This window comes from Burkholderia sp. 8Y (assembly GCF_902506145.1).
GTDB lineage: Bacteria > Pseudomonadota > Gammaproteobacteria > Burkholderiales > Burkholderiaceae > Caballeronia.
In genome coordinates this window covers 2,176,006-2,200,868 of record NZ_LR733520.1, presented here as the reverse complement: position 1 = coordinate 2,200,868, position 24,863 = coordinate 2,176,006, and the positions used below count along the sequence as shown (strand labels likewise).

Sequence of the window (24,863 nt, the reverse complement as noted above, 5' to 3'; positions counted from 1 at the left end):
ATGCGTCGCGGGCTGAGTCATCGTTGCTGTGAGCGGAAGCGGCCTTCCATGCCGTTGCGGAACGCGCTGGCAATCTGAGGCTTGCAAGTTCGCGGCAGCCGTGAACGTCCACCGCGTCCGCGCGGCCAAGCTGTTAAGGTCGGCGGCGCGTTACGGACAAACGGCGTGTCTGAGACCGGCGACGCTTTCCCGGCGGCCCGGCCGACTCGAACGTGCAGCGACCCGACCAAGCGCGAGACACAAACGAGAACTAGGTCAGCTTCTTGTCGTCGTCAGTTCGGACACGCATCGCGCAAAACGCTCGTTGCTGGCGGCAACGCCGTATTCCTCCGCGCGTTCCAGCGCGCGTGCCTGCATTCGGCGATTCAGCGCGTCGTCAGTCAACAGGCGGCGCATGGCGTCGGCGAGTTCGTCGACTGCTCCTACCGCGAACAAGATGCCGAAGCGGCCATCGCCGAGAATCTCGCGCGGGCCCGTCGGGCAATCGCTCGCGATCACGGGCTTGCCCAGCGCGAGCGCCTCGAGCAGCACCATCGGCATGCCTTCGTAGCGCGAACTCAGCACCTGAAGGCGCGCGCCCGCGACGAGCGGATGGGGATTGTCGCGATACCCCGCGAAGTGCACCCGCGTGGCAATATCCAGCTCGCTTGCAAGCCCTTCGAGCTCGCCGCGAAAGGCGCCGTCGCCGACGATGACCAGATGCTCCGCGATATCCCCCTCGCGCACGAGCCGCGCATACGCGCGAAGCAGTGTCCGATGGTCCTTCTGGATTTCATCGAGCCGCGCCACCGATACGATGTAAGGCGCGTCGCACGGCGGCGCTTCGCTCGCCAGTGCGTTGTGGCGAATGCGTTCGATATCGATCGCATTGGGCAGCACGAACAGTCGCTGCAATCCGTCGCCGAACATGCGGCGCGCTTCATCCGCCATATGCTGATTCAGCGCGGCGATGCCGTCGTAGCGTGCGAACTGCGTCGCCAGCCGACGCTTCTTGCGTGGACGCGCGCCGAGCCGCGCATCGAAGCTGAAGTGGTTGACCCCGAGCCAGGCAGTATCGAACCGGCCCGCGAGGCGACGCAGTGACATGTCGTAATCGACGATCAGCGCATGCCGGCGCGCCAATGCCTCGACGCGCCGCTTGACGTACGGCCGCACGGCGAGCGTGTTGAAGACGTCGCGCCCGACGCGCCCGAGCTTGCTCAGCTTGCGCGCGTAACGCCGCGTCTGGAAGTAATTGAGCCAGTCCCTGTCCGCGAGGATTTCGATGCCGACATCGGGCGGCACGAGCGCGCGAAAGCGCGTCTCGAACGCAGGCGAGGAATGCATCACCGACAGCGTGACGGCGAAACGCTCGCGATCGAAGACGCGCAGCCATTGGATCAGCGACGATTCGATGCCGCCGTCGTTGAAGTCGACGATATGGAAAAGCACCGCCAGGCGTTCGCCTGCTGACGGCGGCGCGCTGGTGTCAGGACCAGCGTGGCTCGGAATTGGGGTTCGGGATAGAGCAGCAGTCGGCACTGTGGGGACGCGCTCCTGAGAAGAGCATAAGAGAAGTTCTTGAGGTTCCTATGCTACCGCAGTCACCCGGCCGGGCAAGAACGAAAGCGTGCTTGCCTTCCGATCCGTATGGTCAGACATGGCCGACCGTGACCCGCCCGCATGACAATCAGGCGGAGGACCAAGCGTTGGTATCCCTCGGCCCGAGTGTGCGGAGCGCCCCAATGTGCAGGGAGGTTTCGCTGCCAGCAGACGACCAAACTCATACCGCTAGACGTCGATACCGGTAGATGCGTGGTCGGTCGAGCTATCGAGCGCACGCGCCGGCGGCGTGCTGCTGGAAGTGCAAACGCCGGTATAGCGGTACGACTCCTTCCGCATAGTTCGAGGATGGAGGGAATCGCTCATCTTGGCTGAAGTTCGACAAGCCAAGGCCTCCGTGCCAGAAGCGCATTTACCTTCCTCCTTGAAATTGTCAAATCCCGTCCATATAATTGGCACTCACCGCACGAGAGTGCTAACAAGATTTCCGTCCGGCGGGCCTTTGCCCAAAAGACGGGTTTTTCCGCGTTTTCAGTCTCATTCAAGAGAGGAGTGTGTATGAACCTTCGTCCTTTGCACGATCGCGTCATCGTCAAACGTCTGGACCAGGAAACCAAGACCGCATCGGGCATCGTGATCCCGGAAGCAGCGGCAGAAAAGCCGGATCAAGGTGAAGTCCTGGCCGTCGGCCCGGGCAAGCGCGATGACAAGGGCACGCAGAACGCCCTCGACGTGAAGGTGGGCGACCGCGTGCTCTTCGGCAAATACGCCGGCCAGACCGTCAAGGTCGACGGGCAAGAACTGCTCGTCATGCGCGAAGAAGACATCATGGCCGTCCTGGTCAACAAGTAAGCATCCTTCCTGTAAGCCGGGCTGCGCGCCGACCGGGCGCCGAGCCGGCACACTGAATCGAATCAAGGAGTCTGGATATGGCAGCTAAAGAAGTTACTTTTGGCGATTCCGCACGCGCCAAGATGGTCGAAGGCGTGAACATCCTGGCCAACGCGGTCAAGGTCACGCTGGGTCCGAAGGGCCGCAATGTCGTGCTCGAGCGCTCGTTCGGCGGCCCGACGGTCACCAAGGACGGTGTCTCGGTTGCGAAGGAAATCGAACTGAAGGACAAGCTCCAGAACATGGGCGCGCAAATGGTCAAGGAAGTCGCTTCCAAGACCAGCGACAACGCAGGTGACGGCACCACGACCGCTACCGTGCTCGCACAGTCCATCGTTCGCGAAGGCATGAAGTATGTCGCATCGGGCATGAACCCGATGGACCTGAAGCGCGGCATCGACAAGGCCGTCGCGGCAGCCATCGAAGAACTGCGCAAGATCAGCAAGCCCTGCACGACGAACAAGGAAATCGCGCAAGTCGGCTCGATCTCGGCGAACAGCGACACGTCCATCGGCGATCGTATCGCTGAAGCCATGGACAAGGTCGGCAAGGAAGGCGTCATCACCGTCGAAGACGGCAAGTCGCTGGAAGACGAACTCGATGTCGTGGAAGGCATGCAGTTCGACCGCGGCTATCTGTCGCCGTACTTCATCAACAACCCGGACAAGCAAGTCGCCGTTCTGGAAAACCCGTTCGTGCTGCTGCACGACAAGAAGGTTTCCAACATCCGTGATCTGCTGCCGGTGCTGGAACAAGTCGCGAAGGCTGGCCGTCCGCTGCTGATTATCGCTGAAGACGTCGAAGGCGAAGCTCTGGCTACGCTCGTCGTCAACAACATCCGCGGCATTCTGAAGACGGTGGCTGTCAAGGCTCCGGGCTTCGGCGACCGTCGCAAGGCCATGCTGGAAGACATCGCGATCCTGACCGGCGGTCAGGTGATCGCGGAAGAAACCGGCCTGACGCTGGAAAAGGCGACGCTGCAAGAGCTGGGTCAAGCCAAGCGCATCGAAGTGGGCAAGGAAAACACGACGATCATCGACGGCGCTGGCGAAGCCGCGAACATCGAAGCTCGCGTGAAGCAAGTGCGCAAGCAGATCGAAGAAGCAACGTCGGACTACGACCGTGAAAAGCTGCAAGAGCGCGTGGCCAAGCTGGCCGGCGGCGTTGCGGTGATCAAGGTCGGCGCTGCGACCGAAGTCGAAATGAAGGAAAAGAAGGCACGCGTCGAAGACGCACTGCACGCAACGCGCGCGGCTGTGGAAGAAGGCATCGTGGCTGGCGGCGGTGTTGCGCTGATCCGTGCTCGCCGTGCTATCGACGGCCTGAAGGGCGCGAACGCCGATCAGGACGCAGGTATCAAGATCGTCCTGCGTGCGATGGAAGAGCCGCTGCGCCAGATTGTCACGAACGGCGGCGAAGAAGCCTCCGTCGTGGTGGCCGCTGTTGCTCAAGGTTCGGGCAACTACGGCTACAACGCGGCAACCGGCGAGTACGGTGACCTGGTGGAAGCCGGTGTCGTCGACCCGACGAAGGTGACGCGCACGGCGCTGCAAAACGCGGCATCGGTGGCAGGCCTGCTGCTGACGACCGACGCAGCCGTCGCTGAACTGCCGAAGGAAGATGCTCCGATGCCTGGCGGCATGCCCGGCGGCATGGGCGGCATGGGCATGGACATGTAAGACGGCTCCGGCCCGATTACATCGGCGCGGGCTTCGAAAGAGGCCCGCGCCGTGCCGAAAAAAACCTGCAGCGATGCAGGTTTTTTTTCGTCCATCGAAAACCTATTTGTTCATCTCGTCGCGCAGCTTCTGCGCGGCGGCTTTGTAGTCGTAAGTCGGATAGAACTCCGTGTGATAGCCGCCCCACGCGGTCGTCTCGATCGCGCGATTCACCTCGCGCAGCCTGTCCGCCGGCACGCGCAAGGTCACTACTTGCCCGATGCCCATCATCACGTACCACGACACCACTTCCACGCCCGGCGGCGGAAACGCCTTGAAGTACCCCTGTTCCTTGAGTTGCTGATTGATCTTCGGCAGCGGCTTCGACTCATCGTGCTTGAGGAAGATGGTCAGCAAGAACGTGCCGTCGCCTGCGGGCGTGGCCGGCGGCGGTGCATCTTGCGCATGGGCGGGCAGCGCCGCCGAGACAATCGTGGCGAGCATCGTGGCTCGGATCAGGCGGGCGAGGCGTCGTGCCGGCGTGTGCATCAGCGGATCTCCTTCGGGAGCAACGAGTGGAAGCGGAAAAGCACTACGCCTTCCGATGATGCAGATGCAGGCGCTCCATCACATGCAGCGCGTTGGGCTGCGCGTGGCCGAGCGTCGTGTTATCGAAGATGCACCACACCTCGGGCGTCTTTTTCGCGCGGCCTTGCAGCGTGCGCGCGAGATCGTCGAGATACGGGAAGTCGTACGAAGACTTGTAGAGATCTGGCGAGCCGTGCAGCCGCACATAGACGAGCGATGTATCCGCGCGATGCTTGATCTCGCACTCATCGGGAATCGGGTCGGCGTCCACATACGCGATGTGATGCGCTTTCAAGAGCGCCGCCGCCTCCTTGGTGAACCAGCTCGGGTTGCGCGCCTCGCACGCGACCGGCAGCTTCGTGCGCTCGCGCAGCGCCTTGAAGAACGCCTCTGCCACGTCGTGCTCGAACGCGAGGCTCGGCGGCAATTGCGCGAGCCAGCAGCCGAGCTTGTCGCCCAACTGACCGGCCGCGGCCAGGAATTCATCGATGAGTGCTTCGGTTTCGGCGAGGCGCGCGTCGTGCGTAATCGCCTTGGGCAGCTTCACCGAGAAGCGGAACGAATCGGGCACGCTCTGCGCCCATTTTTCGTAAGTCTGCTCGCGATGCGGCTTATAGAAGCTCGAGTTGATTTCGACGCATGTCAGCACGCGTGCGTAGCGTTCGAGGTGCGTGCCTTCGTCGGGAAAGCTCGACTGGACCGAGCTCGATAGCGCCCAGCCCGCGCAGCCGACGCGGATGGCGCCTTGCGGGCCGGGCTTGTGCAGATGGGGCAATCGATACGGCATGCGCTCGCAAAGCCTCCCTTCGTTGGTCTCCGAACTCCGTTCGTGTCGCCTCGTTCACGGCATTGCTTGCCGTCGAAACCCTCTAATGCCGGGCTTCTCCGGGTAATCCGGCTCCATCGTCCGGCAAGGACGCGGCATCGTTCTCGTCGTCTGCGTCGTTCGAGCGCGCCCAGAAAAAGCGGTCCGGCAGATAGGCGCCCATGCCCGGACGAAACGCGGCGCGCGCCGCCTGAAACACGTATTCCTGCGCCTCGCGCGCGGCCTCGGCGGGCTCCTGACCGTTCGCCAGCAACGCAGCGACGGCGGCGCCCAGCGTGTCCGTGAGCCCCATTACACGATGCAGCCCGCGATCCCACAAGTCCTGCCGCACCTGTCCTTCCTCGCTGTACAGCGTGTTCACATGCCGATGCGTGCCCGTTTCCATTGCCAGCACGTACTCGCAGCCCTGCGCGAGAATGTGCGAAATCGCGGAATCGAGCGTCGGCGCTTCGGCGTCGCTGTCCGGCTGCGCGAGTTGCAACAGCGTGGCGTGATCGGCGATCAGCATCGTCGTTTGCGGCACGAGCAGATCGGCGAGCGATTCGCGCAGTTCATCGGCGGACAACACATGTTCGTCGTCGAGCGTGAAATCCGGCGCGAGGATCAGCGGAACGTCGTCGTAATCGGACACCACTTCGGCGATCGCGGAGACCACTTCGGCCCGCGTCGCCGCGCCGATCTTGAACGCGGCGATCGGCATGTCCTCTAGCAACATGCGCGCCTGTGCGGCGACCGTGTCGGGGTCGAGCCCGTTGACTTCGTCGCAGGTCGCGGAATCGCGCACGGCGTAACCGGTCAGCACCGTTGCGCCATGGCAGCCCATGCTGGCGAGCGTCAGCAAATCGGCTTGCAAGCCGGAGCCGCCCGTGGGGTCCGAGAGTCCGAAAGTCAGAACGATCGGTGGAGAGTCGCCGGTCATGGCAAAAGCGGACATTTTTGGTTTGAATTGCACGAGTGAGACGATTCAGTTGCAGCGATGCGAAAAAAGACGCGCACGCCGCCCGGACACTTCGATTATGCGGCCTATTGCCGCCCGCCTGCGGTCTTTGCGCACCTTTTTGCGAGCGGCGGCGCGCACGTCCCGCTATTTGGGGATGCACGCCGGGCCGGCGTCTTGCTAGGCATCCAACCGGCAACACGGTACCATCATGGCCTAATTTCAATCGATCAATCGACGCGGCATAAGTATGGAATACAGAAGCTGGATGTGCCTGATCTGCGGCTGGATCTACGACGAAGAGGCGGGATTGCCGGAAGAGGGCATCGCGCCGGGCACTCGTTGGGAGGACGTTCCGATCAACTGGACCTGTCCCGAATGCGGAGCCCGCAAGGAAGATTTCGAGATGGTTCAGATCTGATCCGCACGCTCTACCGCGCCGCATGGCTCACGCCATGCGGCGCGTGTTTTTTAGCGGCCCGCGTTTCCATGCAGGCGTCGCAGGTGAAACTGCCTGCGCGCTGCGGCGAGGCGGCTGGAACATTCGTTTCCCGCCTGCGCTCGTAAAGGCATACGCTTGGAGCACGACAGGCTGTCGGCGGCAATCGGCCGCCGCGCGTGTCGATGATGCAGTTCAACCGCGCGTCGAGGCGGCGTCGCCACGCGCGTTTCTGGCTTGTGAGCGCCCGTTATGACATCTCGTCCCGATCTACCCGTTCCGATCGAAGCCTTGCCGAACCCGCGCGGCGGCTCTGTCCGGCTCGCCGAAATGGCGCTCACGGACGCCATCCACGCGTTCCAGCGGCAGGGCGAGACGGCGCCCGCGCTCAAGCGCGCGATTGCCGCGCTGCATTCGGCGGGATGGCTGCCCGCGCAACGTTTCGCCGAGGCGCTCGCGCTCGTCGCGCCGCTCGGCGACGAACCGGACGCCACGCACGATCGCATCGCGCTCGCGATGTCCGCGTTCCGCGCTGCCGTCGAGCGCCACAATCTGCGCGAACTGTCCTGTTCGACGGAACTCTTCGATCACTATCGCGGCCTTCATGCGCTCTTGGCCGCGCATACGCGCATCGCGCCGGTTTCGTACGACGACCTCGCGCTCGCCGGCCGGGCGATTGCGCCGTCGACGCTGCGCGGCGTCGCACCGGAAAGGCTCGCACGTGTCCGCGCGCATTACGAAGCGGCGCTGCTCGCGTTGCTGCGCGCGCCCGCCGATCAGCCGCAAGCCGGAATCGACGAAACGTTCTCGCGCCTCGACGCGTGTCTCGCTGAACTCGCCGGCCCCGACCCGTACGATTTCTGGCGGCTCGCGTCGTCCACGGTGCGCGCGCTGCGCGAGCGGGCCGGCCGCCATGCCGATCTGTCCAGCCACGCGGACGCCAAGCGTCTTTACGCGCGCTTCAATCTCGTGCTGGCGGATCAGGCGCACGCGTCGACGTTCGCGCCGCGTTCGCTCGTGCGCGCGACGCTCGCGCTTTTGTGGCGCGACTTCGCGCTCTACGGCGCGACGCCTGAAGACGCCGGGCACGTCGACGTGCTGCGCGACTACGGCTTGACCGTGGCATGGCACGTGGCGGCGACGCCCGCATCGGAAGCCGCGTGGGAGCAAGGCGCGGCGCAGGCGAGCGAAGAAAGCGCGCGCGAGGCCGTCACGCGCGATCTGGGCGTGCTGCGCGTGAACGCGGCAGCCTACGAAGACTTCCTGCAAAGCGCGGAGGCGTCGATCGAAGGGCTCGTCGAGCGCGGCACGCAGGCGAGCGAGACCGGCACCGTCGATGCCGACGCCGCGCTGCATGCGGCGAACGCGTCGCATCGGCTGGGCGCGGCGGCTTGCGCGCTCGGGCTCGGCCACGTCGCGCTGCTTGCCGATACGCTCGGCCTCGCGTGGCGGCGCGTCGCGCATCAGGGCGAAGGCGCCGACCCAAGCGATGCTCGCGGCCTCGACGCCGCGATTCCCGAGCGCGCCGCGCAAATGCTGCGTTCGATGCTGCATCAGGCGGCCGCTGGCATCGCGCCGTCGGAAGGCCGCGCGTCGATTGCTGCGCTCACCGCAATGATCGAACGCGCTCCGGCGGTCACTCGATAGCGTCGTCGTCCTCGTCGGGCGACGCACTGCGTTTGGCGGGCCCGCGCACGACGTCGTAGCGCAGCAGTGTCCGCTTGCGTGCGGCGTCGTGATCGACGATAGGCGCCGGATACTCCACGCCCAGCGCGATCTTCGCCGCCTTCAGCGCATCGGGCTTCGCGAGCCACGGCGCATGAATGTCGCGGTCGGACAGCGCCGCCAATTCCGGCACATAGTGGCGGATGAACTTGCCGGCAGCGTCGAATTTCTGCGACTGCGTGACCGGGTTGAAAATGCGGAAGTACGGCTGCGCGTCGCAACCGCTCGACGCCGCCCACTGCCAGCCGCCGTTATTCGACGAAAGCTCGAAATCGTTGAGCTGCGCCTCGAAATACGCCTCGCCGCGCCGCCAGTCGATGCCGAGATCCTTCATCAAAAAACTGGCCGTTACCATGCGCAGCCGGTTGTGCATGTAGCCCGATGTGTTGAGCTGACGCATGGCGGCATCCACGAGCGGGTAGCCCGTTTGCCCCGCGCACCACGCGGCGAAATCCGTGTCGGCGGCCTCGCCCGTTTCCCATTCGATGCGGTCGTATTCCGGCTTGAACGCGCGATGATCGCCCAGCATGCCCACGCGCGGGAAATGGTGCAGCACGGCGAAATAGAAGTCGCGCCAGATGAGTTCGGAAAGCCACGTCTGCGCGCCGCGGTCGCCGTGGCGCTGCGCGTCGTGCGCGACGCGGGCGAGCGCGCGAATCGACACCGTGCCGTGCCGCAGGTGGATGCCCAGATAGCTCGGACCTTTGACCGCCGGAAAGTCGCGCGTGCGGTCGTAATCGGCCATGCGGTCGCGGAAGTCGTCGAAGAGCGCGTACGCGCCGACCGTGCCCGCCGGGAACGCGGGGCCGTGCGCGTCGGGGAAACCGAGTGCAGCGAGCGACGGAATGCCCTGATCGGCGTGCGCGGGCGGCTTGCCGAGCGCGTGCAGATGGTCTTCCAACGCGTACGGCTGCAACGCATCCGGCGTGAGCGTTTCGAGCCACTTGCGCTTGTACGGCGTGAACACGGTGTACGGCTTGCCGCTGCCGGTCAGCACTTCGTCGCGGTCGAAGATCGCCTGATCCTTGAAACCGAAAAACGCGATGTTCGCGCCCGCGAGTTTTTGCGCGACCGCGTCGTCGCGCGCTTTCGCGGCCGGCTCGTAATCGCGGTTCACGAACACGGCGTTCACGCCGCATTCGCGGGCGAGCGCGGGTATCGCGTCGAGCGGCGCGCCGTGCCGCACGAGCAGCGCGCCGCCGGCCGCGCGCAGCGTGCGATCCAGCTCGATCACGCTCGCATGAATGAAGGGCACGCGGCGATCGTTTCTACCAAGGGGATCAAGGATTTCCCGGTCGAAAACGAACGCGCACAGCACGCGGCGGCACCGTGTAAGCGCATGATAGAGTGCAGCATTGTCTGCCGCGCGCAGGTCCCGCCGAAACCAGACGAGCCCCACATCGAAGTCGGCCATCTCGCAGCGCCTTTGTTAAAATCCTGAATTATGTCCAAGACTTCCGATCGCATCAATTTGACGAACCAGTTCCTGATCGCCATGCCCTCCATGGTCGATCCGACGTTTTCCGGAACGGTGGTCTACCTTTGCGATCACACCGATCGCGGTGCGCTGGGTCTCGTCATCAACAGGCCGACCGACATCGACCTGCAATCGCTTTTCAACCGCATCGACCTCAAGCTCGAAATCGAGCCGCTCGTTCACTTGCCCGTGTATTTCGGCGGTCCCGTGCAGACCGAGCGCGGCTTCGTCCTGCACGAAGCGGGCGAGGGCGAACCGTATAGCTCCTCCATGAGCGTGCCCGGCGGCCTGGCCATGACCACGTCGAAGGACGTGCTCGAAGCGGTCGCGAGCGGCAAGGGCCCCGAGCGTTTTCTGCTGACGCTCGGCCACGCGGGCTGGGGCGCGGGGCAGCTGGAAGAAGAAATTTCGAAGAACGGCTGGCTGACGGTCGAAGCCGATTCGCGCATCATCTTCGATGTGCCCGCCGAAGACCGCCTGGAAGCGGCGCTGTCGCTGCTGGGCGTCTCGCGCTCCATGCTTTCCGGCGAAGCAGGGCACGCATGAGCCGCGAAGCCACGCTGCTGGCATTCGATTACGGCGAAAAGCGCATCGGTGTGGCCGTCGGCAATACATTGACTCGCAACGCGCGCGCGCTCGCCGTGCTCGAAAATCGCGACCGCGATTATCGCTTTCAGGAAGTCGGCAAGCTTCTGCAGGAGTGGAAACCGGATGCCGTCGTCGTCGGCATGCCGATGCATCCGGACGGCACGCCGCACGAGATGAGCGCGCTCGCGAAACGCTTCGGCAATCAGGTGAACGGCCGTTTCAACGTGCCGGTGCAATGGGTGGACGAGCGTTATTCGTCCGTCGACGCGAAAGCGGATTTGCGCGAGCGCGGCGTGCGTCCGAATGCGCGCGGCCGCTTCGATGGCATCGACGCCGAAGCCGCCCGCGTCATCCTCCAACAATATCTCGACGGACTTTCCGACGATCATGAGTTCCATTGACGCAGAGGCGCTGTATCGCGCGCTCGTCGAAGAGATTCGCGCGGCGTACGGCGCGTCGCTCGCGGCTGCAGACGGCGTGGCGCTCGCGGGCATCTACAGCGGCGGCGCATGGCTCGCCGAGCGGCTCGCGAAAGACTTGGGCGCGCCGCATTTCGGCGTGGTGAACGTGGCGCTGCATCGCGACGACTACGCGAAAAAGGGCCTGCACAGTCAGGCGAGCCCGACCTCCTTGCCGTTCGGTATCGAAGGCCGCCGTATCCTGCTGATCGACGACGTGCTCTCCACCGGCCGCACCGTGCGCGCGGCGATCAACGAGCTTTACGATTACGGCCGCCCCGCAGCCATCGACTTCGCCGTGCTCGCCGATCGCGGCGGACGCGAAATGCCGATTGCCGCGCGCTTCACCGGCGGCATGGTGGACGTCGCAGCGAACGAAGACCTCGTGCTCGCGCGCCGCGACGACGGCACGTTCGGCTTCACGACCGAGCCGCGCACGCACTGACGCGGCAGCGACACGCGTCTCACGCCTTTTTTTAAAAGCAACGCCTGGATCACCATGAACACCGCCACGCAGAGCGCAGCCGAACCGGGCGCGCAGCAAGCCGACAAGACCAGCGACACCTTCCGCTACGGATTTCTCAAGGGCAACCCGCAGCTCACGAAGAACGGCGAGCTGAAGCACTTGCTGACCATCGAGGGCCTGCCGCGCGCCATCGTCACGCATATTCTCGATACCGCCGAGCAGTTCGTGAGCGTCACCGACCGCGAAGTGAAGAAAGTGCCGCTTCTGCGCGGCAAGTCGGTGTTCAATCTCTTCTTCGAGAACTCGACGCGCACGCGCACCACCTTCGAGATCGCGGCGAAGCGTCTGTCGGCGGATGTGCTGAATCTGAATATCAACGCGTCGTCGACGAGCAAGGGCGAATCGCTGCTCGACACCATCAACAATCTCTCCGCGATGCACGCCGACATGTTCGTCGTGCGTCATGCGTCCAGTGGCGCGCCGTATCTGATCGCCGAGCACTGCGCGCCGCACGTGCACGTGATCAACGCGGGCGATGGCCGTCACGCGCATCCGACGCAGGGCCTGCTCGACATGTACACCATTCGCCACTACAAGCGCGACTTCACGAAGCTGCGCGTGGCGATTGTCGGCGACATCCTGCATTCGCGCGTCGCACGGTCGGACATTCACGCGCTCACCACGCTCGGCGTGCCCGAAGTGCGCGCCATCGGCCCGCGCACGCTCTTGCCCGGCAACCTCGACCAGATGGGCGTGCACGTCTACCACAACCTCGACGAAGGTCTGAAGGGCGTGGACGTCATCATCATGCTGCGGCTGCAAAACGAGCGCATGAGCGGCGCGCTTTTGCCGTCCGCGCAGGAGTATTTCAAGAGCTGGGGACTCACGCCCGAGCGTCTCGCGCTCGCCGCGCCGGATGCCATCGTGATGCACCCCGGCCCGATGAACCGTGGCGTGGAAATCGATTCGCAAGTGGCCGACGGGCCGCAGTCGGTCATCCTGAATCAGGTGACCTTCGGCATCGCCGTACGCATGGCGGTGATGGGCATTGTGGCCGGCAACAGCGACTGAACAGAACGACATGAAGATCCAGATTCAAGGCGGCACGATCATCGATCCGGCTGCGGGCACGGAAACGCGCAAGGACGTATTCATCGCGGCGGGACGCATCGTCGCGATCGGCGAGGCGCCCGCCGATTTCAGCGCGGCCAAGATCATCGACGCGAACGGTTTGCATATCGCGCCGGGCTTCGTCGATTTGTCGGCGCGCCTGCGCGAGCCGGGTTTCGAGCACAAGGCGACGCTCGAATCCGAAATGGCCGCCGCGATGGCGGGCGGCGTGACGAGCCTCGTCTGCCCGCCGGACACCGATCCCACGCTCGACGAGCCGGGTCTCGTCGAGATGCTCAAATTCCGCGCGCAGAAGCTGCATCAGGCGCATGTGTATCCGCTGGGCGCGCTGACCGTCGGGCTGAAGGGCGAGAGCATCACCGAGATGGTGGAACTGACGGAGGCCGGCTGCATCGGCTTCTCGCAGGCGGATAACCCGATCGTCGATACCCGCACGCTGCTGCGCGCGCTGCAATACGCGACGACCTACGGCTATACCGTGTGGCTGCGCCCGCAGGACGCGTTCATGGCGAAGGGAGGCGTGGCCGCGAGCGGCGCGGTCGCGTCACGGCTGGGGCTGTCGGGCGTGCCGGTGTCGGCGGAAACCATCGCGCTCCACACCATTTTCGAGCTGATGCGCGTGACGGGCGCGCGTGTGCATCTGTCGCATGTGTCGTCGGCGGCGGGCGTGGCGCTCGTGCGCGCGGCGAAGGCGGAAGGGCTTGCTGTCACGTGCGACGTCACGATCAACCACGTGCATTTGACTGACGTGGACATCGGCTATTTCGATTCGCAGTTCCGCCTCGATCCGCCGCTGCGCCAGCAACGCGACCGCGAAGCGATTCGCTCAGGGCTCGAAGACGGCACGATCGACGCAATCTGCTCCGACCATACGCCGCTCGACGACGACGAGAAGCTCCTGCCTTTCGCCGAAGCGACGCCCGGCGCGACCGGCCTCGAACTGCTGCTCTCGCTGACGGTGAAATGGGCGCGGGAAGCAAATGTGCCGCTCCCAAAGGCGCTCGGCCGCATCACGTCCGCACCGGCGGATGTGCTGAAGCTGCCGGCGGGGCGCATCGCCGTGGGCGCGCTCGCAGACATTTGCGTGTTCGACGCCGATGCGTCCTGGCGCGTCGATCCGCGCAAGCTCAAGAGCCAGGGCCATAACTCGCCGTTCTTGGGCTACGAACTGCCGGCTCGCGTGCGCGCGACCATCGTCGGCGGACATCTCGCCTACGAAAGCCGCTGATCCATGAAGTTGATGTTGCGCAAGTTGCGCCTCGCTCTCCATCTGCTGCACGGCGCATGGACCGTGGCGCGGCGCTTCCCCGACGCGACCGCGAGCGAACGCATGGCGTTGAATCGCGCCTGGTCGCTGAAGATGCTGCGACTGGCGGGCATGAAGCTCGTCGTGCATCACGACGAAGCGCGGCTGGATGCGGGCGTGCTCGTCGTCGGCAATCATGTTTCGTGGATCGATATCTACGTGATCAACGCGTGGCGGCCAACGCCGTTCGTATCGAAAGCCGAGATTCGCCAGTGGCCGGTGGTCGGCTGGCTCGCGCAACAGCTCGGCACGGTTTTCGTGCAGCGCGAGAAGCGCAGCGACGCGAAGCGCATCATGCATGAACTGGCGAACCGGCTCGTCGCGGGCGAGATGATGTGCGTGTTCCCCGAGGGCACGACGAGCGACGGCATATCGCTGCTGCCGTTTCACGCGAACCTGTTTCAGGCGGCCGTGTCGGCGTCGTGCCCGGTGCAGCCCATTTGCCTCATGTACGAGGATGCGCGCGGCAGGCAGACGACCGCGCCCGCCTATATCGGCGATATGTCGCTCAGCGATTCGCTCGATGCGCTGTTGCGCGGCGGGCCGATCACCGCGCATCTCCACGTGTGCGATCCGCTCGCGCCGGGCGCCGACCGGCGGCTGCTCGCGAGCGAAGCGCAAGCGGCGGTTCAGGCGGCGCTGGAGCGGATGCGCGGCGCGCCGGCTACCTCGGTCGCCTTGTCAATCGGCCACTCCGTTGTTACTTCCTCGCCCTAGCGCGCTAAAAGATTCATTGTCCAGATTGCGAAGATACCCAGGGCTGTGTGCGAGAGGGCCTGCGGGCATCTTCTCCTTCGACAACTGTTTCGTTGCATATCCGTACCCGTCACTGCGTTGAATTAACCGGCAATAACGATGGGCAATGCCTTGCACGACCGTATCGAACTTCTGGATGTTGAAGCTTCCGGTGACGCGAACGGCCACGCGGCCTATGTGGGTGCCGGCCTTTCGGCCGGCAGGTACGTCGGCCCGAACGAGGTCGCCAGTCTGAAATCCGTGCACACGCTTCGTTCGTGTCATGTATCCCCGCCGGAAGCCGTACCGGTCGAGCCGGGTGCGCTGGTAGCTGCCACGGCCGGTGCAGGATATGGAAAGTGTCCGTCGCTTCCAGCCGGTCAGGAATGAAAGTGCACCGACACATGCAGCATCGAGCGCATGCGTTTTCGGTACGCCAAGCGCGGTCCTATTGAACTTAGTGCGCCCACCGGAGCCAAGCTCCAATGACATACCGGTCGCTTTCAGCGCGCTGGTCAAGGCCCATCGAGTGGCGTTCACCGCTGCGGCATCCTTTAGCGGACGTTTCGATTGAGCCACGATGCCTGCCAGCCGCTTGGGTCGCTTGGCTAAAAACTCGTCTACGGGCAGCGCACTCTTCGCTCTGTTGCAGGGCTCGCAGGCGAGCGTCAAGTTGGATGCACGGTTGCTGCCGCCGCGCGACCGAGCGACGATGTGATCCAACTGCAGGGGAGTGCTTTTCGCGTCGCAGTAAGCGCAGCGCCGGCCCCACTTTTCCAGCAGGTATTCGCGAAGCTCATAGCTTGCCAGCGTTCCGTGCTGATATCCTACCCCGTTGACCTCCGGGTTATCCAAGAGTTGCATGTCAAAGCGAACGAGTTCGCAGGAAAGCGCCGCTATCGGTGCCCAGCGCCTAACACGTCGCACCCAAGCCATCGTCGTATCCACCCGATGTTGGAGCGACGGCGGGAGCCATCCGGGAGTCCGCGTGCGGTTCAGAAAGCGCGGCGCACGGTAACGCAACTTGCCGCGACGCGATCGACGCATGGCGCTGCGGGCCGTCAACGCGTCACTGATCTGTCGACCGCGATGAACAAGTTCGAACAGGTTCAGCACGGCCGCGCCGCGACGGAGCTCGCCGGTGGTCGAGTCGAGCGTCTCCCTATCGAGCACGAGAGCAAGCCCCGTGGCCTTGCTGCCCGGGTCGAGTTTCAGGCGGAGCGGCTGAAACTCGCAGGCGGCTCGTTCGCGGTCCGTGAGCCGAATGACGAATGGCATCACGCGATGCACACGGGCGCGACCTCGCGCGAGTAACAATCTCGCGCGCTTCTCGCTGCACGGCATCAACGGCCGGCGGTATCGGTCTAGTACAAAAACAGCCACAAAGACTCCGCTGTCACTGCAGCCGAAACCCGTCCGGCGCGGGTGCCCTTACGGGCCTAGTGACGCATACCTTCTGGTATGGCTCCCCTCGACCATGTTGTGCGGCAGGCGAAGCTTTCGCTTCCGTCGCAGCCCGTTTCGTACCTGCCCCGGGCTTGTCTGCTGCTGCGACTTCCAGAGCGTCGAACTGAGGAAGCATTCGACGGTGGGTGTACTGTCTCCACACAACGTAGCGCCATTGAGCGCTGGGTCTGGTCAATCTCGAGCTCTTGAATACTTCATGAGCTCCGGCGTGTGCCGGGGCGATTGACCGCGCAACTCACCTGCGTGACCACCCGTCCGGCCGGATCTTTCGTTAGCAGTACCGCTGACAGCTTGTTGCCCCAAACGCAGCCGGAATCGAGGCACAACACATCGTCGCGGATCATCAGGCCTAGCGCGGCCCAATGTCCGAACACGATCGTCGCATCCTGGGTGCGGCGGTTCGGTGCGTCAAACCACGGAGTATAGCCAGGCGGTGCGTTATCGGGGCCGCCGTTGTTAGCGAATTCCATCGCGCCTTCGGCCGTGCAAAAGCGGATGCGCGTCAGCGCGTTGTAGATCACGCGCAGCCGGTCGATGCCCGTGAGCGAATCTTCCCAGCGATGCGGCTCATTGCCGTACAACTGCGCCAGCGTTTCCTTCCAGTCCGGCGCGCGCAATGCAGTTTCCAGTTCGTGCGCGAGTTCCAGCGTCATCGTCACGTCCCATTGCGGCAACACGCCCGCGTGAACCATCAAAGCGCCGTCCTGGAAGTGCGCGACCGGCTTGTGCCGCACCCATTCGATGAGATCGGCGGCATCGGGCGCGGCGAGAATGTCGTCGAGCGTGTCGCCTTTCTTCGGCTTGCGCAGCCCCGCGGCGACGGAGAGCAGATTCAGATCGTGATTGCCAAGCACGACGGTTGCGCGCGAGCCGAGCGCGATGACTTCGCGCAAGGTTTCGAGCGACTTCGGGCCGCGGTTGATGAGGTCGCCCGCGAACCAAAGCGGGGTGTCCGGCTCGGGCGCGGCCTTCTTCAGCAGGAGGTGAAACGGATCGCAACAGCCCTGAAGGTCGCCGAAGACGAGGGGGGCGGAGGAGACCGCGAGGCTTGCGGAGAGTGCGTCAGTCATTGATTCGATGCGGTTTGCGACGCGGTTCGTGACCGCGCGCGCGAGAAAAGAATTGTCGGATGCGATGAATTATGCCGGTGATCGGGAAACGGCGATGTCCGTCCGCCCCGCGCGAATGATCCAGACCGGGTCAGCAAATGCGAGCTGTATCAAGTTGTTAGCCGTGCAGTTTTTGCACTCCATGGCTTTATAATTGGCGGCTGATCAAAGTTGGACGGCGGCCGGTGAATCGGTCGCAGTTCCCGCATTCGATGCGTCCCGGCGTCGAGTGAGCATTTTTTTCCACACCTTGCGCGTGCAGTTTCAGTGGCGCGCGGGATAGAGCAGCCAAAGGGTATCCATGATTTTCGTGACGGGCGGCGCCGGTTTCATCGGCGCAAATACTGTTCTGGACTGGCTGAACGGCTCCGATGAACCCGTGCTCAACGTCGACAAGCTGACGTATGCGGGCAACCTCGGCACGCTGAAATCGCTCAAGGACGACGCCCGCCACGTGTTCGCGCGTGCCGACATCTGCGACCGCGCCGCAATGGACGCATTGCTCGCCAAGCACAAGCCGCGCGCTATCCTGCATTTCGCGGCAGAAAGCCACGTCGACCGTTCGATTCATGGTCCGGCGGACTTCGTGCAGACGAACGTCGTCGGCACCTTCACGTTGCTCGAAGCCGCACGCATGTACTGGAGCGCGCTGCCGGAAGCAGAAAAGCAGGCGTTTCGCTTCCTGCACGTTTCGACCGACGAAGTATTCGGCTCGCTGTCCGCCACCGATCCGCAATTCTCCGAAACGACGCCGTACGCGCCCAACAGCCCGTATTCGGCGACCAAGGCCGGCTCCGACCATCTGGTTCGCGCGTACCACCACACGTACGGCCTGCCGGTTCTCACGACAAATTGCTCGAACAACTACGGCCCGTATCAGTTCCCCGAGAAGCTCATCCCGCTGATGATCGCGAATGCGCTCGCGGGCAAGCCGCTGCCGGTTTATGGCGACGGTCAGAACGTGCGCGACTGGCTGTATGTCGGCGACCATTGCTCGGCCATCCGCGAAGTGCTGGCCAACGGCAAGCCGGGCGAGACATATAACGTCGGCGGCTGGAACGAGAAGAAGAATCTCGAAGTCGTGCACACGCTCTGCGATCTGCTCGACGAGAAAAAGCCGAAGGCGAGCGGCTCGTATCGCGATCAGATCACGTATGTGACGGATCGTCCCGGACACGATCGCCGTTACGCTATCGACGCGCGCAAGCTCGAGCGTGAACTCGGCTGGAAGCCGGCAGAAACGTTCGAGACGGGTCTCGCGAAGACCGTTCAGTGGTATCTGGACAATCAGGAATGGGCGGACGAAGTCGCTTCCGGTGAATACCGCAAGTGGGTCGAAACGAATTACGCGCAGCGGGCATAAGGAGCGGGGCATGGCGCGCAAAGGCATCATTCTCGCCGGCGGGTCCGGCACGCGGCTGTATCCGATCACGCATGCAGTTTCGAAGCAACTGCTGCCCGTGTACGACAAGCCGATGATCTACTATCCGCTGTCCACGCTGATGATCGCGGGCATTCGTGATGTCCTCGTCATTTCGACGCCGCAAGACACGCCGCGTTTCGAATCCATGCTGGGCGACGGCAGCCAGTGGGGCATGAACATACAGTACGCGGTGCAGCCGTCGCCGGACGGGCTTGCGCAGGCGTTCATCATCGGCAAGGAGTTCGTGGGCAACGATCCTTCCGCGCTGATTTTGGGCGACAACATCTTCTACGGTCACGATCTGGCGAAGCAGTTGGCGAGCGCGAATGCGCGTAGCGACTGCGCGACGGTTTTCGCCTATCACGTGCATGATCCGGAGCGTTACGGCGTCGTCGAATTCGACGAGAGCTTCCGCGCGCTGTCGATCGAAGAGAAGCCCGCGAAGCCGCGTTCGAACTATGCGGTCACGGGCCTCTACTTCTACGATAACCAGGTGTGCGACATCGCCGCGGATATCAAGCCTTCCGCGCGCGGCGAACTCGAGATCACCGACGTGAACTCGCGCTATCTCGAGCAGAAGAAGCTGAACGTCGAGATCATGGGGCGCGGCTACGCGTGGCTCGACACGGGCACGCACGAGTCGCTGATCGAAGCGGCCACCTTCATCGCGACTCTGCAAAAGCGTCAGGGGCTGGTGGTGGCTTGCCCTGAAGAGATCGCGTATCGCAAGGAATGGATCGGTGACGAGCAACTGCTCGCGCTGGCGAAGCCGCTCTCGAAGAACGCGTACGGTCAATATCTGCTCAATCTTCCGAAGGACCAAGTCGCATGGCCATCCAGGTAACGGCAACGGCGTTGCCCGAAGTCAAGATCATCGAGCCGAAAGTATTCGGCGATGCGCGCGGCTTCTTTTACGAGAGCTTCAATGCGCGCGAGTTCGCGGAGCACGTTGAAGCGGGCGTCGAGTTCGTGCAGGACAACCATTCGCGTTCGGCGAAGGGCGTGTTGCGCGGGCTGCACTATCAGATTGAGCACGCGCAGGGCAAGCTCGTGCGCGTGGTGGAAGGCGAAGTGTTTGATGTCGCCGTCGATATTCGCAAGAGCTCGCCGAACTTCGGCAAGTGGGTGGGTGTGAATCTGTCGGAAGAGAATCATCGGCAATTGTGGGTGCCGCCGGGGTTCGCGCACGGGTTCGTCGTGCTGTCGGAGACGGCGCAGTTTCTCTATAAGACGACGGATTACTGGTATCAGGCGCACGAGAGAAGCATCGTGTGGAACGATCCGGAGATCGGCATCGAATGGCCGATCGACTTCGAACCGATGCTCGCGGCCAAAGACGCGGCGGGCAAGCGTCTGGGCGAAGCCGAGTGTTTCGAATGAGCGACGCGATGACTCAAGATTCTCAGCGAAAGATCCTGGTGACTGGCGTGAATGGCCAAGTCGGCTTCGAGCTCGCGCGCACTTTGCAGGGACTCGGAAGGGTGGTCGCGCTCGACCGCAACAAGCTCGACCTCGGCGATCTTGATGGAATTAGGAAGGCGGTTCGCGAAGTGAAGCCGTCGCTGATCGTGAACCCAGCGGCTTACACCGCGGTCGACAAGGCGGAAAGCGATGTTCAAGCGGCGATGCGCGCGAACGGCGAAGCGCCTGGCGTGCTCGCCGAAGAGGCGAAGCGTCTGTCGGCCGCGCTGGTTCATTATTCGACCGACTACGTGTTCGACGGCACGAAGGACGGCGTCTATGTCGAGGACGACGCGGTGAACCCGCAGAACGTCTACGGTAAGAGCAAGCTGGCGGGCGAGCGGGCGATCACGGCTTCGGGTTGCGACCATCTGATCTTCCGCACGAGCTGGGTCTACGGCACGCGCGGCAAGAACTTTCTGCTGACGATGCTGCGGCTCGGTGCGGAACGCGATGAACTCAGCGTCGTCGCCGATCAGATCGGCGCGCCGACGTGGTCGAACACGATCGCGGCGTTGACGGCGAATGTGCTGGCACAGGCCGTTGCCGGGGGTGATGGCTGGTGGGCGGAGAAATCGGGCGTGTATCACCTGACGGCGGGCGGATCGACGTCGTGGCATGGGTTTGCGCAGGCGATTTTCGCGCTGTCGGCGTCGGAGAAAAAGCCGGAAGTGAAGCCCATTCCGGCGTCGGCGTATCCGACACCCGCGAAGCGCCCTGCCAATTCGCGAATGTCGAATCGCAAACTGCTGGACACATTCGGCGTGCAGGCACCTGATTGGCAAGAAGCGTTGCGACTTTCGCTGGCAGATCGTTGAACGCCGCTTCCGTGTCACATCGCACCGGCGCGGTCGTCGTATTCTATGAGCCCGACGAAGCGTGCATCGAACGAGTCAACCGTCTTGCCGCACGTCTTCATTGCGTCGTAATTGACAATACGCCCACCGCTCGGACGCCCGAGACGCTCGGATTGTCGCTGGATATCGACTATCGGGCGAACGCTGAGAACCTGGGTATCGCAACTGCCATCAATCAGGGAGTCGAGGCGCTCATCCGCGCGGGTTTCGATTTCGCCATTCTTTTCGATCAGGATAGCGAGCCGCCCAGCTCGTTGCTAACGGAGCTGCCCAAAATTCTTGCCGCTTCCAATGCTAGCGGCGAACGCATCGCGCTAGCGGGTCCCGCGTACGAGGACGCCCGGCTCGGCGGCGTGGCGGCATTCGTTCGTTTTCAATGGTGGAAGCTCGGGCGTATCGCGCCGGAAGGAAATGTCCCAATCGATGTCGACTTCCTCATCTCGTCCGGCTCGTGCCTGAATCTGCGCTTCTGGCCGTCTATCGGCCCGATGGAAGATGCGCTTTTTATCGACTACGTCGATCTCGAATGGTGCGTAAGAGCGAGGCGGCTAGGCTTTCGCGTGGTCGGCGTTCCGTGGGTGCGCCTCAGCCACCAACTCGGCGGCGAGCCGGTGCGCGTGCTAGGGCGCACTTATCCAATGCACGGACCGCTGCGTCACTATTATCAGTTTCGAAATGTGATTGCGTTGATCGCCCGTTCGAACATGCCGGCGACGTGGAAGAGCACCGAACTGGTGAAACTGCCGGGGCGCGTGCTCATCTATTGTTTCTTTCCCAATCAACGCAAGCAGCATCTGCTGATGGTGTGGCGCGGCATCCGTGACGGGCTGAGGCAGCGCCTCGGACCTTATCAGGCCCGCTGAAGCATCCGGCGCGCGGATGCTGCGGACTCGTCACTGCAACATCTCGATACGGGGCGGCGACGCAAGGGTGAAAGGCTGAACCGTGACGCTCAGCGACAGGTTCGGATTGTAAGCAGGGTCTAGCTCGAAGTGTCCGGCCCAGCGCTCCTCCATCCAGCGGATTTCCTTCAGGAAGCGTTGATATTTCTCCGAACTCATGTCCGATCCACGGGTCGCGGATTCATGATGATAGAGCTCGGCGAACGGCGTCCAAACGTTCTTGTAACCTGCTTCCCGCACGCGCAGGCAGAAATCGATGTCGTTGAAGGCGACGGCGAGTTCCTCGTGCAGGCCGCCCACTTCTTCATAGATGGAGCGCCGGATCACGAGGCAGGCAGCTGTCACTGCCGAAAGGTTCTGAACGGCGACCGCTCGATTGAAGTAGCCGAGGCTGCCGCGTTGTAACGAATGATGCATATGCCCCGCGATGCCGCCGAGCCCGATCAGCACGCCGCCGTGCTGAAGCGTATTGTTCGGATACCAGAGCGCCGCGCCCACCGCACCATTGCCCGGTTGCGATGCGATCGCCACCATCTCGTTCAGCCAGTCTGGCGAAATGACTTCGATATCGTTGTTCAGAAGACAGAGATAGTCGCCGGTTGCCTGCGCGGCCGCGCCATTATTGAGCGCGGAGAAATTGAACGGGGATTCGTCGCGTAACACGCGAACCCGAGCGTCCTTGACGATCTCTCGAAAGTAGTCGAGCGTTTCAGCTTCGACACTTCCGTTATCCACCACGATGATCTCGAAGTTTCGATAAGTGGTCTTCTGAAGAATGCTGTCGATGCATTGCCTGACCAATGCGAGCCCGTCGCGCGTCGGGATGATGATCGACACTTTTGGCAGCGGCCAGGGCGTCGAATACTGCACGCGGAGCAGGCCGGAATCGCCGAAGATGGGTTCGACGGAGGCTGCCACGCCCGTTTGCTGCAAATGTCCATTCACAGCACGAACGGCTGCTTGCAGGGCATACGGCTTATTGCTGGCACTGCCCGCTGTACTGACCGGCGTGATTCGCCAGTGATAAAGCACATGTGGTATGTGCACGACCGCGTCGGCGCCCGCGACCGCCAGGCAACGGAGCGCGAGGTCATAGTCCTGACTTCCTTCCAAGCCAATCCGGAATCCTCCAACCTGCCTGACGAGCGCAGTCTCGAAAACACCGAGATGAGAGAACATGTTCTGCGTCAGGAAGAGGACTGGATTCCAGTCTGGCTTGAAATATGGCGTCGTACGCAGACCGTGCGAATCGAGCTTGTCCTCGTCGCTGTAAAGCATGCGCGCGCCCGGGTTGGCATCGATATAGCTAGCCACCATCAGAAGCGCATGGGCGGGCAGTATGTCGTCGTGATCCAGGAGCGCAACGAATTCGCCTGCGGCAAGTTCGAGCGCGCTATTGCTCGCTGCGCAGATATGACCGTTGGTCGCGCGAAAGACGACTTTGATGCGCGCGTCCTGCGCGATCCACGCGCGCAGACTTTCGGCAACGGCAGGATCGGTAGACGCGTCATCGGCAATACAGAGTTCCCAGTTGGGATAAATCTGTTCTCTGACCGACTCGATCATCTCCCGGAGCAAAGCCGGATCGCTGTTGTACGTGGGAACGATGATCGAAATGAGCGGCTTTCTAGCGAGGGACGCCAGCAGGCTCTCGGCTCGCCGGCGTTGTTCAGGGCCCAGCGTGTCGTACTCGCTAACCCACGCTCGATAGTCCTCATCGGACGGGACGCAGTCGCTGAAACCCGCACCGCTGCGGACGCGTCGAAAGCGAGCCTTGATGCCGGAGATGCCTTCCCGACGTGCCATGCCGGCATAGTAGGTGAGCGCACGTCCGTATCCGTTGCGCGCCTGAGCCTGACGCCGCACCGTATCGAAGAGAATCTTCGCGGCCTTTGCGATCGTCTCGGCGTGTCGTAACGGGGCGGTGACGCGCCACGACGGCGAATGGCGCATTCGATCCAACTCGACAGCGAGTTTCACGCGCTCGCTCTCGGCGGCGCTTTGTTGTTGGAGATCTGCCAGCGCGCGAGCGAGTTGATCCTCGAGCTCGACAATGCGCGCGTGCGCCTGGCGCAGGTCGGGCTCACTTTGCGACGGTTGCATCGATGTGCCGGCAGTGGCTGTCTGGTCTCGGTCGTCCTGGCCGATCGTCATATGCTCAACAGAAAGGAACGTGGTTCATCAGGCAAGCGTAGGGCGCCTCGGCGGTGTTTATCACGCCTTTTCGAGTTCCGAAGCGACGAACAAATTGATATTACTCATCCGCATTCCGACGATACCCGTTGCGACGGCAGTGGATTCGGACCGGATGATCAACGCATCGAGCACGGCGTCGAGAAGGACGTCTTCCGCCATCGTACGTCGCGCAGCGTAGACGCTGATCGCATACTCGCCGGGAAGAAGCGTAGGCATCTCGAACATGAACCGCGCTGCGATCCGCTTCGTCTCGTCGGCTGGCGCTGGCACGCTCGATGTGAAAGAAGTGTTGTCACCGAAAAGTGGCTGACCGAGCCGGTCTTTGACCACGAAACCGACGATGGGCGTGTCGCCCTCCAGCGAGTTGTCCAACTGCACGACCAGTTGCACGTGCTCTCGGCCGACGACCCACGTTATTGCGCCCCCTTCCTCGCCCAGCAGCGTGGTTGTGCGAATGATCGGCTTCGGGCGGGCGGCGGGCAGATGTTGCGTGTCGACGGCGAGCGGCCGCAGGACGACGGGCGCCGCTTCGTCTTTCGCAGCGGCGATGAAACGCTGCCGTTGATCGGCGGTCTGCGCGTCGGCACGTAGCGCTGCGAGGCGCCTGACTTGTTGCGCCATTCCTTCGCCGCCATCGTCTCGGCGCGCATTGCTGCGTTCAGGCTGCTGGCGCTCATAGAA

General features: G+C 63.2%; 24 protein-coding genes. 15 read left to right on the top strand and 9 right to left on the bottom strand.

All coding sequences use genetic code 11. The features are described from left to right. Positions 1–255: 255 nt before the first annotated feature. On the bottom strand, positions 256–1,431 hold the full coding sequence (locus tag GV035_RS20850) for a glycosyltransferase (RefSeq protein WP_159836847.1): 1,176 nt from the start codon (positions 1,429–1,431) through the stop codon (positions 256–258). A gap of 669 nt (positions 1,432–2,100) precedes the next feature. Here GV035_RS20850 and groES point away from each other — a divergent pair. Both groES and groL read left to right on the top strand, forming a co-directional pair. Then, positions 2,101–2,394, top strand: a complete 294-nt coding sequence (gene groES / locus GV035_RS20845) for a co-chaperone GroES (protein WP_159836846.1) — start codon at positions 2,101–2,103, stop codon at positions 2,392–2,394. Between the two features lie 77 nt (positions 2,395–2,471). Next, positions 2,472–4,112 (top strand): chaperonin GroEL, encoded by a 1,641-nt coding sequence (groL, locus tag GV035_RS20840; protein ID WP_159836845.1) that lies wholly within the window; start codon positions 2,472–2,474, stop codon positions 4,110–4,112. Between the two features lie 102 nt (positions 4,113–4,214). Here the strand turns inward: groL and GV035_RS20835 are convergent, their stop codons facing one another. From GV035_RS20835 to GV035_RS20825, 3 genes are all read right to left on the bottom strand, one after another. Next, a complete protein-coding gene (locus GV035_RS20835) occupies positions 4,215–4,640 on the bottom strand; it encodes a hypothetical protein (protein WP_201304008.1) in 426 nt (141 codons plus the stop codon). Between the two features lie 43 nt (positions 4,641–4,683). Next, entirely contained in the window at positions 4,684–5,466 is a 783-nt protein-coding gene (locus GV035_RS20830) for a DUF72 domain-containing protein (RefSeq protein WP_159836844.1), read from the bottom strand. Between the two features lie 82 nt (positions 5,467–5,548). Then, positions 5,549–6,424, bottom strand: a complete 876-nt coding sequence (locus GV035_RS20825; protein ID WP_159838125.1) for a hydroxymethylpyrimidine/phosphomethylpyrimidine kinase — start codon at positions 6,422–6,424, stop codon at positions 5,549–5,551. 268 nt (positions 6,425–6,692) lie between these two features. Here GV035_RS20825 and GV035_RS20820 point away from each other — a divergent pair, with 268 nt between their 5' ends. Together GV035_RS20820 and GV035_RS20815 are read left to right on the top strand one after the other, a co-directional pair. After that, complete coding sequence (locus GV035_RS20820) at positions 6,693–6,863, top strand: rubredoxin (protein WP_025527884.1); 171 nt, start codon at positions 6,693–6,695, stop codon at positions 6,861–6,863. 270 nt (positions 6,864–7,133) lie between these two features. Beyond that, a complete protein-coding gene (locus GV035_RS20815; protein ID WP_159836843.1) occupies positions 7,134–8,528 on the top strand; it encodes a hypothetical protein in 1,395 nt (464 codons plus the stop codon). Here GV035_RS20815 and GV035_RS20810 read toward each other — a convergent pair. Then, positions 8,518–10,020, bottom strand: a complete 1,503-nt coding sequence (locus GV035_RS20810) for a cryptochrome/photolyase family protein (protein ID WP_159836842.1) — start codon at positions 10,018–10,020, stop codon at positions 8,518–8,520. The genes GV035_RS20815 and GV035_RS20810 overlap by 11 nt on opposite strands. A gap of 30 nt (positions 10,021–10,050) precedes the next feature. On the opposite strand from GV035_RS20810, the gene GV035_RS20805 reads away from it, so the two are divergent. Genes GV035_RS20805 through GV035_RS20780 form a run of 6 tightly spaced genes read left to right on the top strand, consistent with a single transcriptional unit; the run spans position 10,051 to position 14,749 of the window. Then, positions 10,051–10,629 (top strand): YqgE/AlgH family protein, encoded by a 579-nt coding sequence (locus tag GV035_RS20805; protein WP_159836841.1) that lies wholly within the window; start codon positions 10,051–10,053, stop codon positions 10,627–10,629. Then, a complete protein-coding gene (ruvX, locus tag GV035_RS20800; RefSeq protein ID WP_159836840.1) occupies positions 10,626–11,072 on the top strand; it encodes a Holliday junction resolvase RuvX in 447 nt (148 codons plus the stop codon). Before GV035_RS20805 ends, ruvX begins: the two co-directional genes overlap by 4 nt. Further along, positions 11,059–11,574 carry a bifunctional pyr operon transcriptional regulator/uracil phosphoribosyltransferase PyrR gene (gene pyrR, locus GV035_RS20795; protein WP_159836839.1) on the top strand — a complete coding sequence of 172 codons (516 nt, stop codon included), beginning with the start codon at positions 11,059–11,061 and terminating at the stop codon, positions 11,572–11,574. The genes ruvX and pyrR overlap by 14 nt, the downstream gene beginning before the upstream one ends. Positions 11,575–11,628: 54 nt before the next feature. Continuing rightward, on the top strand, positions 11,629–12,666 hold the full coding sequence (locus tag GV035_RS20790) for an aspartate carbamoyltransferase catalytic subunit (protein ID WP_159836838.1): 1,038 nt from the start codon (positions 11,629–11,631) through the stop codon (positions 12,664–12,666). 10 nt (positions 12,667–12,676) lie between these two features. Continuing rightward, the gene (locus tag GV035_RS20785; RefSeq protein WP_159836837.1) at positions 12,677–13,954 is read left to right on the top strand and encodes a dihydroorotase; all 1,278 of its coding nucleotides are present in this window, start codon (positions 12,677–12,679) and stop codon (positions 13,952–13,954) included. 3 nt (positions 13,955–13,957) lie between these two features. Then, a complete protein-coding gene (locus tag GV035_RS20780) occupies positions 13,958–14,749 on the top strand; it encodes a lysophospholipid acyltransferase family protein (RefSeq protein WP_159836836.1) in 792 nt (263 codons plus the stop codon). Here GV035_RS20780 and iscB read toward each other — a convergent pair. Together iscB and GV035_RS20770 are read right to left on the bottom strand one after the other, a co-directional pair. Continuing rightward, positions 14,714–16,150 (bottom strand): RNA-guided endonuclease IscB, encoded by a 1,437-nt coding sequence (gene iscB, locus GV035_RS20775; RefSeq protein WP_159836835.1) that lies wholly within the window; start codon positions 16,148–16,150, stop codon positions 14,714–14,716. The genes GV035_RS20780 and iscB overlap by 36 nt on opposite strands. A gap of 278 nt (positions 16,151–16,428) precedes the next feature. Continuing rightward, positions 16,429–17,304, bottom strand: a complete 876-nt coding sequence (locus GV035_RS20770; protein WP_159836834.1) for a symmetrical bis(5'-nucleosyl)-tetraphosphatase — start codon at positions 17,302–17,304, stop codon at positions 16,429–16,431. A gap of 340 nt (positions 17,305–17,644) precedes the next feature. Between GV035_RS20770 and rfbB the strand changes: the two genes are divergently transcribed. From rfbB to GV035_RS20745, 5 genes are read left to right on the top strand one after another with little or no spacing between them, the layout of a single operon-like run. Further along, positions 17,645–18,706, top strand: coding sequence for a dTDP-glucose 4,6-dehydratase (rfbB, locus tag GV035_RS20765; protein WP_159836833.1), 1,062 nt, complete (start codon positions 17,645–17,647; stop codon positions 18,704–18,706). A 10-nt stretch (positions 18,707–18,716) separates the two neighbouring features. Then, the gene (rfbA, locus tag GV035_RS20760) at positions 18,717–19,610 is read left to right on the top strand and encodes a glucose-1-phosphate thymidylyltransferase RfbA (RefSeq protein WP_159836832.1); all 894 of its coding nucleotides are present in this window, start codon (positions 18,717–18,719) and stop codon (positions 19,608–19,610) included. Beyond that, positions 19,595–20,146, top strand: a complete 552-nt coding sequence (rfbC, locus tag GV035_RS20755; protein ID WP_159836831.1) for a dTDP-4-dehydrorhamnose 3,5-epimerase — start codon at positions 19,595–19,597, stop codon at positions 20,144–20,146. Before rfbA ends, rfbC begins: the two co-directional genes overlap by 16 nt. 8 nt (positions 20,147–20,154) lie before the next feature. Continuing rightward, the gene (rfbD, locus tag GV035_RS20750) at positions 20,155–21,045 is read left to right on the top strand and encodes a dTDP-4-dehydrorhamnose reductase (protein WP_159836830.1); all 891 of its coding nucleotides are present in this window, start codon (positions 20,155–20,157) and stop codon (positions 21,043–21,045) included. Next, positions 21,042–21,947 carry a glycosyltransferase family 2 protein gene (locus GV035_RS20745; protein WP_159836829.1) on the top strand — a complete coding sequence of 302 codons (906 nt, stop codon included), beginning with the start codon at positions 21,042–21,044 and terminating at the stop codon, positions 21,945–21,947. Before rfbD ends, GV035_RS20745 begins: the two co-directional genes overlap by 4 nt. A gap of 30 nt (positions 21,948–21,977) precedes the next feature. Here the strand turns inward: GV035_RS20745 and GV035_RS20740 are convergent, their stop codons facing one another. Together GV035_RS20740 and GV035_RS29965 are read right to left on the bottom strand one after the other, a co-directional pair. Next, positions 21,978–24,140 carry a glycosyltransferase family 2 protein gene (locus GV035_RS20740; RefSeq protein ID WP_236572677.1) on the bottom strand — a complete coding sequence of 721 codons (2,163 nt, stop codon included), beginning with the start codon at positions 24,138–24,140 and terminating at the stop codon, positions 21,978–21,980. A gap of 60 nt (positions 24,141–24,200) precedes the next feature. Continuing rightward, positions 24,201–24,803: a Wzt carbohydrate-binding domain-containing protein gene (locus GV035_RS29965; RefSeq protein ID WP_442859599.1), complete on the bottom strand. Its 603-nt coding sequence runs from the start codon at positions 24,801–24,803 to the stop codon at positions 24,201–24,203. Positions 24,804–24,863: the final 60 nt, after the last annotated feature.